The sequence below is a fragment of the Mesorhizobium sp. M7A.F.Ca.CA.002.04.1.1 genome (genome assembly GCF_004022805.1).
Taxonomy (GTDB): Bacteria; Pseudomonadota; Alphaproteobacteria; order Rhizobiales; family Rhizobiaceae; genus Mesorhizobium; species Mesorhizobium ciceri.
On the sequence record NZ_RZPL01000191.1, the window covers coordinates 1 to 8,486 of the forward strand.

Consider the following 8,486-nt stretch of genomic DNA (forward strand, 5'->3'; position numbering starts at 1 on the left):
CGCGACATGCTGGCGCTCAAGGTCGGCGACCGGGTGGCGTTTTGCGATGCTGATCTGAGATGAACCTGAAATGATTGCCTCGCCCAAAATCCGCCTCCGCCCCGGCCGAGTGGAAGACGTCGAAACCATCCACGCCGCGATCCTGAAACTCGGCACGCATATCGGTGCGCCGGAGGAGATCATTTCGACAGCAGATGATTTGCGCACCTACGGCTTTGGTGAAAAGCCCGCTTTCTCCACCCTGATCGCCGAAGTGGGCGGCGAGTTTGCCGGCCTTTGCCTGCATTTCCCGATCTTTTCGACATGGATGGGGCGGCCTGGCGTCTATGTGCAGGACCTCTATGTCGAGGATCGTTTTCGCGGCCGCAAGATCGGCGAGCGGCTGCTGCGGCGTGTTGCGGCGCAGTGCCGGAAGGAAGGCGGCGTCTATCTCCGGCTGTCCGTCGACACCGACAATGAAGGGGCCAAGGCCTTCTACGAGAGGCTGGGCATCGCCTGGTCGAGCTACGAACAGACCCAAAAAATCATCGGCGAGGCCTTCTTTGCTTTCGCCGACGCGCCGGAAAACGGGGATCAGGAATGAAAGCCTTCTATGCCGAGGAACAGAAGCGCCACGACCCCAGGGCCTTTCTTTCGAGCGGCGCGGCACAGCCCAATCCGGAAAAGCCGGAGCGCATCGAGAGATTGTTAGTCGGCGCACTATCTGCGGGTTGCACGATCGAGCGACCTCGGGATCATGGGCTCGGCCCGGCCGCGGCGGTGCACACGCCGGAATATCTGGATTTCCTCGAGCATATCTACGCGCGCTGGCAGCGCATCGAGGGCGCTTCGGCCGAAGTGATCCCCAACATCCATCCGATCGCGCGCAACGGCTCCTATCCGGCCTCGGCGGTCGGCCAGGCCGGCTATCACATGGCCGACACCGCCTGCCCGATCTCGGGCGAGACATGGCAGAGCGCGCTATGGAGCGCCTGGAGCGCGGTCGATGCGGCCGAGGCGGTGATATCAGGCGCACCGGCCGCCTACGCGCTGTGCCGCCCTCCCGGCCACCATGCCTTTGCCGATGTTGCCGGCGGCTTCTGTTTCATCAACAATTCGGCCGTCGCGGCGCAGGTTCTGCGCAAACGGGCCGCACGGGTGGCGATCCTCGATGTCGACCTGCATCACGGCAACGGCACGCAAGGCATCTTCTATGCACGGCCGGATGTGCTGACCGTCTCACTGCACGCCGATCCGGTGCGCTTCTATCCGTTCTTCTGGGGCCATGCCGACGAGCGCGGCGAAGGGCCCGGCCTCGGCTACAATTTCAACCTGCCGCTGCCGCGCAAATCCGCCGACGCGGCGTTTCTCGAAGCGCTCGAGGTGGCCTTCCAGCGTATCCGTGCCTTTTCGCCCGACGCGCTCGTTGTGGCGCTCGGCCTCGACGCGTTCGAGGGCGATCCGTTCGGCGGACTTTCGGTGACGACGCCTGGCTTCTCGCGCATCGGCGAGGCCATCGCAAAGCTCGACCTGCCGACGGTCATCGTCCAGGAGGGCGGCTACCTCTGCGACAAACTCGGCGACAATCTCACCGCGTTCCTCACCGGCTTCGGCGGCAAGATGCGGTGAGTGCTCAAGCCAGCGTTAGGAGCGCTGCTGCCTGAGCATGGCGATGACCCGATGCACACTTTCCAGCGTTTCGTCGATTTCGGCTGCCGTGTTGTAGTGAGCAATGCCGATGCGCACGACGCCATGCTCGGCTGGAATGCCGAGCTGGTGGACGATCTCCCAGGCGTAGTTGTGACCGGACCACAGGAAGATGTTTTCGGCGTTCATCTGCCGCACGATTGTCTCCGGCACGATGCGCTCGACCGTGAAGGAAACCGTCGGCACGCGATCGCCGAGCCGCTTCGGGTCGGTGATGCCGTGGACGGTCAAGCCCTCGATATCGGACAGGCCGTCGATCAGTTGTTGCGCCAGCGGGTTTTCGTACGCGATCGAAGCCGCGAACGCCTTGGCGATCTTCTGCCTTCTTGAACCGCCCTCGCCCGCCGCCGCGCCAAGGTCGGCAAAGTAGTCGACTGCGGCGGTGAGGCCGGCCATCAGCTCGATCTGCGGCGTGCCGAGTTCGAACCGCTCCGGCAGGCCATTCGACGAACAGCGGCATTTATAGGGCTGCAAGTCATCGATGACGTCGCGCCGGCCCCACAATATGCCCATATGCGGTCCGAAGAATTTGTAGGCCGAGCAGATCAGGAAATCGCAGCCGAGCTCCTGCACGTCGATCAGCCCGTGCGGCGCGAATTGGACAGCATCGACATAGACCAGCGCACCGGCATTCCTGGCTATCGCAGTCAGCGCCTTCACCCGGTTGATCGAACCGGTCAAATTGCTGGCGTAGTTCAACGCGACCAGCCGTGTCTTCTCCGAAAGCAAGCCAGCCAGCGTCGCCTCCTCGACCTGCCAGCTGGTTTCGTCGAACGGCAGCCAGCACACGACGAGGCCGTGATCCTCGGCCAGTTGCAGCCAGGGCGAGACGTTGCCCTCATGGTCCATGCGGGTGAGGATGATCTCGTCGCCGGGCTGCATCGTGCGGCCGAGCGTGCGCGAGATGTGGTAGGTCAGCGTCGTCATGTTGGCGCCGATGACGATTTCCTCAGGGCTTGCGGCGCCGAGGAAATCGGCCATGGCCTCATGTGCCTCATCGACGACGGCCTGCGCGGCAATCGTCGTTTCGAAGTAGCCGCCAAGGTTCGCATTGGTGGTCAAGAGACAGCGCGATACCGCATCCGCCACTGCCTGTGGCACCTGCGTGCCGGCAGGGTTGTCGAGATAGATGCGGCGGCGGCCCTTGTCGGTCAGAGAGAGAGCGGGAAATTTCCCCCGGATAGCCTCGATCGGAAAATTCATTGCCGCCCTTCTCCCATTGTAATCGTTGGATATTCGGCCAGAAATCCCCGTTCAAGGACAGGGATTGCCGACCCGCTGGTGGATCGCATCCACCGCCTTCTGCATTTCGTCGGTCCAGACGACGTCGACGGAAGACAGCGCCATATCGAGCTGCGCAACGGTCGTCGCGCCGACGATGTTCGAGGTCACGAACGGCCGGCTCGAGACAAAGGCGTTGGCAAACAGTGCCGGCTCCAGGCCAAAGGAGCGCGCCAGCTCATTGTATTCGAGTTGTGCCTCGGCGGCACCTGGCGTCTCGTAGCGCTGGCCGCGATTGAACAGCTGCGTGCGCGAGCCCTGAGGCCGCGCGCCGTGGTCGTACTTGCCGGTGAGATAGCCCTGCGCCAGCGGCGAATAGGGCAGCAGCGACACCTGCTCGCGCTCGCAGACCTCGGCGAGATTCACCTCGAAGGTGCGGTTGACGAGATTGTAGGCGTTCTGGATCGACGCGACGCGCGGGCCGATACCCTTGTCGGCTTCGGCAAGGAACCGCATCACGCCCCAGGAACTCTCGTTCGACAGGCCGAAATGCCGAATCTTTCCTGCCTTCACCAATTCGTCAAACACGGCAAGCGTCTCGGCGATCGGCGTTTCGCCGGCCGGTGCGCCGACGGAATCGGCGCGCGGCGACACGGCGCCGACGCGCGTCGGGTTGGCGCCCCAGGGGATATCCCGCTCCGGCCAGTGGATCTGATAGAGGTCGATGTAGTCGGTGCCGAGCTTGGTCAGCGACTTGTCGATGGCGTCAAAGATATCGGCGCGCACCAGTTGCGACGGCCTGTCGCCGCGAAACCAGCTGTTGGCCGTGCGGCCGACGACCTTCGAGGCCAAGATCACCTTGTCGCGGTTGCCCTTGGCCTTCATCCAGCTGCCGATGATCTTTTCGGTCCGCCCCTGCGTCTCCGCCTTGGGCGGGATCGGATAGAGCTCGGCGGTGTCGATGAAATTGACGCCGCGCGAGAAAGCCAGGTCCATCTGGGCGTGGCCTTCGGCCTCGGTGTTCTGCTGGCCCCAGGTCATGGAGCCCAGGCAGATCTGGGTAACAAGAAGATCGGTCCGACCGAGACGGCGTTTGTGCATGGATTCGGCTCCGGAGGAAGGCTGGCGCGACTGCGCGGAGGAGCCGCATCTATAGGCAAAGCAGAGCCGCTCTCCAAGCCTCGCCAGGCCGACTTTTGCGTGAACCAGCCGGGTTAGCGGCGAGCACCGGCCAGTGCACGACGCTTGGCCTCGTCGATCAGCATGTTGGCCACTTGCATGCGGATCATGGCGCGCTGGCGCAAATGTGGGGCGACGCGGTCGGGATGGTTGGCAAAGGCAAAGCTGCGGCGCATACGGCCGAAATCGGCGACCTGCTTGGGCTGATTGAGGCCGAGTTCGACGGCGATGGCTTCGGGATCGATCGGCGGCAGTTTTTCCTCGGGCTTTGGCTCTTCGCCGGCGAGAACCAGCTTGGCATGATCGAGCAAAGCGGCGAATTCGGTCGCCAGATCCGCGCCCGCCTCGCGATATTCGGCAGCGGAAACCTTGATGCGGCCGGAATGGAGTTCATCGGCCACCGAAAGATAGTCGAACGGGATGGATGGACGAGCGCCGGCCTCTTCGCCCTCGCCATTCTTGTCGGGGGCGATGAAGAGGTCGTCGAGCAACGAAGCGAAATCCCGCTTGGCGCCAGTAGCGATGTCAGCCTCCCCCTCGCCCGACCATTCGGGTATCGAAGCATAGAACCGGCTCGTTAAAAATGCATGGCACCGATCTCAATGAATTTAGCCGTCGCCTCGTGGCAGCCATGCAGCCAGCATTCGAGGCTACGATGCGCGTCAGCAAAAGTTTCACCCGGTTGCGGAAAATGGCGAAAAAAATCGCCAAGACATGGCAGGTATGCAAATGCTGCACTGCACAATTGTCACGATTCACCTATATTGGCAGCCGTGGAGGACCAATTTGGGGCTTGAATCATGGGTTTCTTCACTGAAATGTTCGCCCGGCCTCGGCCACAGGAACATCTGAGATACCGCTCGGCGCTCGCGCTGCTTCATTCGATGAGCAATGCCGACCGCGCCGACATAGGGATCAAGCCGGCCGACTTCCCCCGCATCGCCCGCGAAATGTCCATTCGCTAGCTGCATCCGGTGTTCAGGATGTCCCGGATCGGTCCGGGACACCTCCAAAAAATTCAATTCCTTAGCGCGATCCCAGGAACGTCGCCTTGCCCAACGGTACGCCATTGTGGCGAAGGATGTCGTAAGCCGTGGTGAGATGGAAATAGAAGTTGGGCATGGCCACATGCAGCAGATACTGCAGGCCGGGCATCGAGCTTTCGCGTCCACCAAGCTTCAGCTCGATGATCTTGTCATCGGAGCCGTCGAATTCGGCAGCCGAAAATGTCGCGAGAAGGTCGAGCGTCTTCGTGATGCGAGCCTGGACATCGGCAAAACTCGCCTCATTGTCCTCGTATTTCGGCACTTCGCGGCCGGCGAGCCGTGACGGCGCGCCCTTGGCATGATCGGTGGCGATCTGCACCTGCCTGGTCAAGGCGAACATGTCCGGCGCCAGCCGCGCCGTCAGAAAAACCTGCGGGTCTATCTTGCGGTCCAGCGCATTCTGTTCGGCGGTCGCAAGCACATTGGAAAGCGCTTTCAGCCTGGCCGAAAACACCGGCACGGATGCCTCATACATCGATATCGTCACGTCAAATCTCCTGCCCGGCCCAGCGCCGGCGGACGCGACGTAGCGCCTTCGTGCAGGATTTTTCAAGGCCGCCGACGCCGCGTCACCACGTTGCCGCAATCGCCGTCGTAGAATCCTCTTATCGAGCGGAGGTTCCCGATGAGATGCGCCCTTTTCGCAGCGACTGCCTTTCTCTCCCTTGCCCCGATCGGTCAAACGACCTTGGCAGCCGAAGATGCCCGCGAAACGCCCTATGTCGACGACCGGTCGAGCGCCGATGCTGTTGTGCGTTCGCTCTACAGCGCCATCAGCCGGCACGAATTCGCTCGCGCCTGGGGGTATTTCGGCGATACAAAACCGGCAAAGGATTTCGACAGTTTCGTCAAGGGCTATGACGGCACCGACAAGGTCGAGGTCTTGACCGGGGCGGTTTCCGACGAAGGGGCGGCCGGCAGCATTTTCTACAACGTGCCCATCGCCATCCGCGCCACCGACAAGAGCGGCGGCGAAAAGGTTTTTGCGGGCTGCTACACGCTGCGCCAGGTGAATGCCCAGATCCAGGCGGAGCCACCCTTCGATCCGATCCACATCGAGAAGGGGGCACTGAAACCCTCCGCCGCCGATTTCGAGGAGGCGCTGCCGCCAAGCTGCGGCGATGGGCCGCCGCCACCGAAGAAGGACACTGCGCTGGAGCAGGCAAAGAAGGCGTTTCTGGCAACCTATGGCGGCCAGTGCGACAAACAGTTCCTGGCCGACGAGCCGACGGTCTTTTCAATCAAATACAAGGACAAGGATGCGCAGCCCGGCGACCCCGACAAGGAGACGCGGCTGTTCCATTTTTCCTGCTCGGCCGCCGCCTACAATGAAAGCTCGGTCTATTATATGACCGACGAGACATCGGCCGTGCAGCAATTGCAATTCGCCGAACCCAAGATGGACATCCGCTACGAGAACAATGACAGCAACGGCAAATTGCTGGGCATGAGCATCGTCGGTTTCCAGACGTCCGGCTGGGCGGTCAATTCCGACTATGACGAGGCCACCCAGACGATCACCACGTTCAACAAGTGGCGCGGGGTCGGCGATGCTTCCGACGCCGGCACGTATCTGTTCCGCAACGGCAATTTCTCGCTGGTCCAGTACGACGTCGATGCATCATATGACGGCGAGCAAAATCCCGAGACTGTCGTCGACTACAACACTGCGCCTTGAGCGTCACACGGGCTTGCAGGCAGCCTGTCAGGGCGACTTCGACAGCATCCAGTTGAGCGTGCCGCGCCAGTCGGTCATGCGGATCGGGGTGCCATGGGTGCCGGTCTCGAAACGAACGAAACGGGTCGGGTAAGTCTTCGATTTGGCCAGGATCGAGCGAAAGAATGCCTCCTGATTTGCCACTGGGAAGACCACGTCGTGACTGCCCTGGCCGAAAAAGACCGGCACACGGCGCTTGAATGCTGGGCTGGTGAAAAAGCTCTCATCCCATAGCGAGCCGAGCAGCAGCAGGCCGTTGATGCGGCCGCCCATGTCCTTGCGCGCGGCAAGCTTCCAGCACAGCGCACCACCCATCGATCCGCAGGCAACGAAGATCTTCGCGCCTGGCGACCGGTCGGCATAGTGACCGATCAGCGCTGCCACCTGCGCTGCTCCCTTGTCGCCGAAATCGGTAAAATCCGGGCTAAGGTAGAGGCCGCCATTGCTGGCCATCAGGTTCTTGAGCCGGTTGAAATTGCCGCCGAAGGTGAAGTCGTCGACGCCTTGCTTGCGGCTGCCGCCCTGCCCGTGCAGGTAAAGCACGATGATGCCGGCGCCCTCGGTCTTGCCGACGGCGAAATGCCTGATATCGCCGGCGTCGGTTTTCAGCAACAGATCCTGCTGCACCTTGCGCACGCTGGCGTCGGTATATTGGGCGTTCACCCGCCGCTCGGGCACCTGGTCACGCTGGTTGATGTCGCGCATCTCGCGGTAGTCGATGACCGTGTAGGCACCGTTGCTGTCGGACGACAGCGTGGGCGGATAGGCGAAGAGATCGTCCTTGAAGGGTTTTAGGGACAGCGTCTGACTTTGCGCGGCCGACGACAGCAACGCGGTCGTGACTGCAAAGGCACAGAAAATTTGGCGGCGAAAAGACATACCCAACGCATGCGTAATTCGGCTTGGGTTTGTCAATCCTGCAGCACACCGCCGGCGCCTTCCAGCGCCTCGCGCGTGTCGACATCGACAGACGCCGCCGCGCCGATCTCGACATCGATGACATCGAGCCCTTCGGTCTCGACCAGATGGCGTGCACCGGTGTCGCCCTCCAGATGGGCGATCGCCGGAAACAGCGAACGCGGCAACAGCACCGGATTGCCGCGCTTGCCGTCATGCGAAGCGCGGACCACCGCATTGCCGCCGCCCTTGCGGAACGCATCGATCAAGCTGTCGAGATCGTCGGACGTGATATCGGGCATGTCGCCGAGCGCGATCATCACACCGGCGGAGTCCTCCGGCAGATAGGCAATGCCGGCCTTCAGCGACGTGGACAAGCCGTCGGTAAAATCAGGATTGTCGGCGAAGGTCACGTCGAGGCCCGCCAGCGCAGCGCGCACCCGCTCGCGCTGGTGGCCGGTGACGACGACAGTTCTGGACGCCTTCGAGCCAAGCGCCCGCTCGGCGGTGCGGCGCACCAGCGGCTTGCCGTCGAACAGCGCCAACAGCTTGTTCGGCCCGCCCATGCGGCTCGACCGGCCGGCCGCCAGCAGCACGATGCCGACCTTCAGCTGAGATTTGGCCGGCAGCGGTTCGCGCGGCTGCGGCCGTGTGGGGATTTCCATCAGCAGCCCGCCGACCCCCATGCCGGCAATATCCCTGGCGGTCACGTCGAGACCGGCGATCAATCGGTCCAGCAC

General features: G+C 62.5%; 10 protein-coding genes. 4 read left to right on the forward strand and 6 right to left on the reverse strand.

Translation table 11 applies throughout. The features are described from left to right. The first annotated feature begins 70 nt into the window (after positions 1-70). Both ENZ75_RS12605 and ENZ75_RS12610 read left to right on the forward strand, forming a co-directional pair. Entirely contained in the window at positions 71-583 is a 513-nt protein-coding gene (locus tag ENZ75_RS12605; protein WP_013532101.1) for a GNAT family N-acetyltransferase, read from the forward strand. Continuing rightward, positions 580-1,608, forward strand: coding sequence for a histone deacetylase family protein (locus ENZ75_RS12610; protein ID WP_063167833.1), 1,029 nt, complete (start codon positions 580-582; stop codon positions 1,606-1,608). Before ENZ75_RS12605 ends, ENZ75_RS12610 begins: the two co-directional genes overlap by 4 nt. Before the next feature lie 15 nt (positions 1,609-1,623). Here ENZ75_RS12610 and ENZ75_RS12615 read toward each other — a convergent pair whose 3' ends face one another. The 3 genes from ENZ75_RS12615 to ENZ75_RS12625 all read right to left on the reverse strand — a co-directional run bounded on the left by ENZ75_RS12615 (position 1,624) and on the right by ENZ75_RS12625 (position 4,577). Beyond that, positions 1,624-2,889: a cysteine desulfurase-like protein gene (locus ENZ75_RS12615; protein ID WP_063167832.1), complete on the reverse strand. Its 1,266-nt coding sequence runs from the start codon at positions 2,887-2,889 to the stop codon at positions 1,624-1,626. 51 nt (positions 2,890-2,940) lie between these two features. Continuing rightward, positions 2,941-4,008: an aldo/keto reductase gene (locus tag ENZ75_RS12620; protein WP_027162642.1), complete on the reverse strand. Its 1,068-nt coding sequence runs from the start codon at positions 4,006-4,008 to the stop codon at positions 2,941-2,943. Positions 4,009-4,121: 113 nt separating this feature from the next. Further along, positions 4,122-4,577 (reverse strand): hypothetical protein, encoded by a 456-nt coding sequence (locus ENZ75_RS12625; RefSeq protein WP_081714352.1) that lies wholly within the window; start codon positions 4,575-4,577, stop codon positions 4,122-4,124. A 309-nt stretch (positions 4,578-4,886) separates the two neighbouring features. Here ENZ75_RS12625 and ENZ75_RS12630 point away from each other — a divergent pair, with 309 nt between their 5' ends. Continuing rightward, positions 4,887-5,051: a hypothetical protein gene (locus ENZ75_RS12630; RefSeq protein WP_023810361.1), complete on the forward strand. Its 165-nt coding sequence runs from the start codon at positions 4,887-4,889 to the stop codon at positions 5,049-5,051. A gap of 61 nt (positions 5,052-5,112) precedes the next feature. On the opposite strand, the gene ENZ75_RS12635 is transcribed toward ENZ75_RS12630, so the two are convergent. Continuing rightward, positions 5,113-5,619 carry a DUF1993 family protein gene (locus tag ENZ75_RS12635; protein WP_063167831.1) on the reverse strand — a complete coding sequence of 169 codons (507 nt, stop codon included), beginning with the start codon at positions 5,617-5,619 and terminating at the stop codon, positions 5,113-5,115. Positions 5,620-5,757: 138 nt separating this feature from the next. Here ENZ75_RS12635 and ENZ75_RS12640 point away from each other — a divergent pair, with 138 nt between their 5' ends. Continuing rightward, positions 5,758-6,810 carry a DUF1176 domain-containing protein gene (locus ENZ75_RS12640; protein ID WP_063167830.1) on the forward strand — a complete coding sequence of 351 codons (1,053 nt, stop codon included), beginning with the start codon at positions 5,758-5,760 and terminating at the stop codon, positions 6,808-6,810. A gap of 27 nt (positions 6,811-6,837) precedes the next feature. Here ENZ75_RS12640 and ENZ75_RS12645 read toward each other — a convergent pair whose 3' ends face one another. Together ENZ75_RS12645 and ENZ75_RS12650 are read right to left on the reverse strand one after the other, a co-directional pair. Beyond that, the gene (locus tag ENZ75_RS12645; RefSeq protein WP_063167829.1) at positions 6,838-7,728 is read right to left on the reverse strand and encodes a phospholipase; all 891 of its coding nucleotides are present in this window, start codon (positions 7,726-7,728) and stop codon (positions 6,838-6,840) included. A 32-nt stretch (positions 7,729-7,760) separates the two neighbouring features. Next, the coding region (locus ENZ75_RS12650; protein ID WP_164887798.1) for a nucleotidyltransferase family protein at positions 7,761-8,486 on the reverse strand (726 nt) is incomplete at its 5' end.

Bases quoted from the DNA above. Each gene is read 5' to 3' on its own strand.
- ENZ75_RS12605 (WP_013532101.1), top strand. From the start codon at position 71: ATGATTGCCTCGCCCAAAATCCGCCTCCGCCCCGGCCGAGTGGAAGAC.
- ENZ75_RS12610 (WP_063167833.1), top strand. From the start codon at position 580: ATGAAAGCCTTCTATGCCGAGGAACAGAAGCGCCACGACCCCAGGGCC.
- ENZ75_RS12615 (WP_063167832.1), bottom strand. From the start codon at position 2,889: ATGAATTTTCCGATCGAGGCTATCCGGGGGAAATTTCCCGCTCTCTCT.
- ENZ75_RS12620 (WP_027162642.1), bottom strand. From the start codon at position 4,008: ATGCACAAACGCCGTCTCGGTCGGACCGATCTTCTTGTTACCCAGATC.
- ENZ75_RS12630 (WP_023810361.1), top strand. From the start codon at position 4,887: ATGGGTTTCTTCACTGAAATGTTCGCCCGGCCTCGGCCACAGGAACAT.
- ENZ75_RS12640 (WP_063167830.1), top strand. From the start codon at position 5,758: ATGAGATGCGCCCTTTTCGCAGCGACTGCCTTTCTCTCCCTTGCCCCG.
- ENZ75_RS12645 (WP_063167829.1), bottom strand. From the start codon at position 7,728: ATGTCTTTTCGCCGCCAAATTTTCTGTGCCTTTGCAGTCACGACCGCG.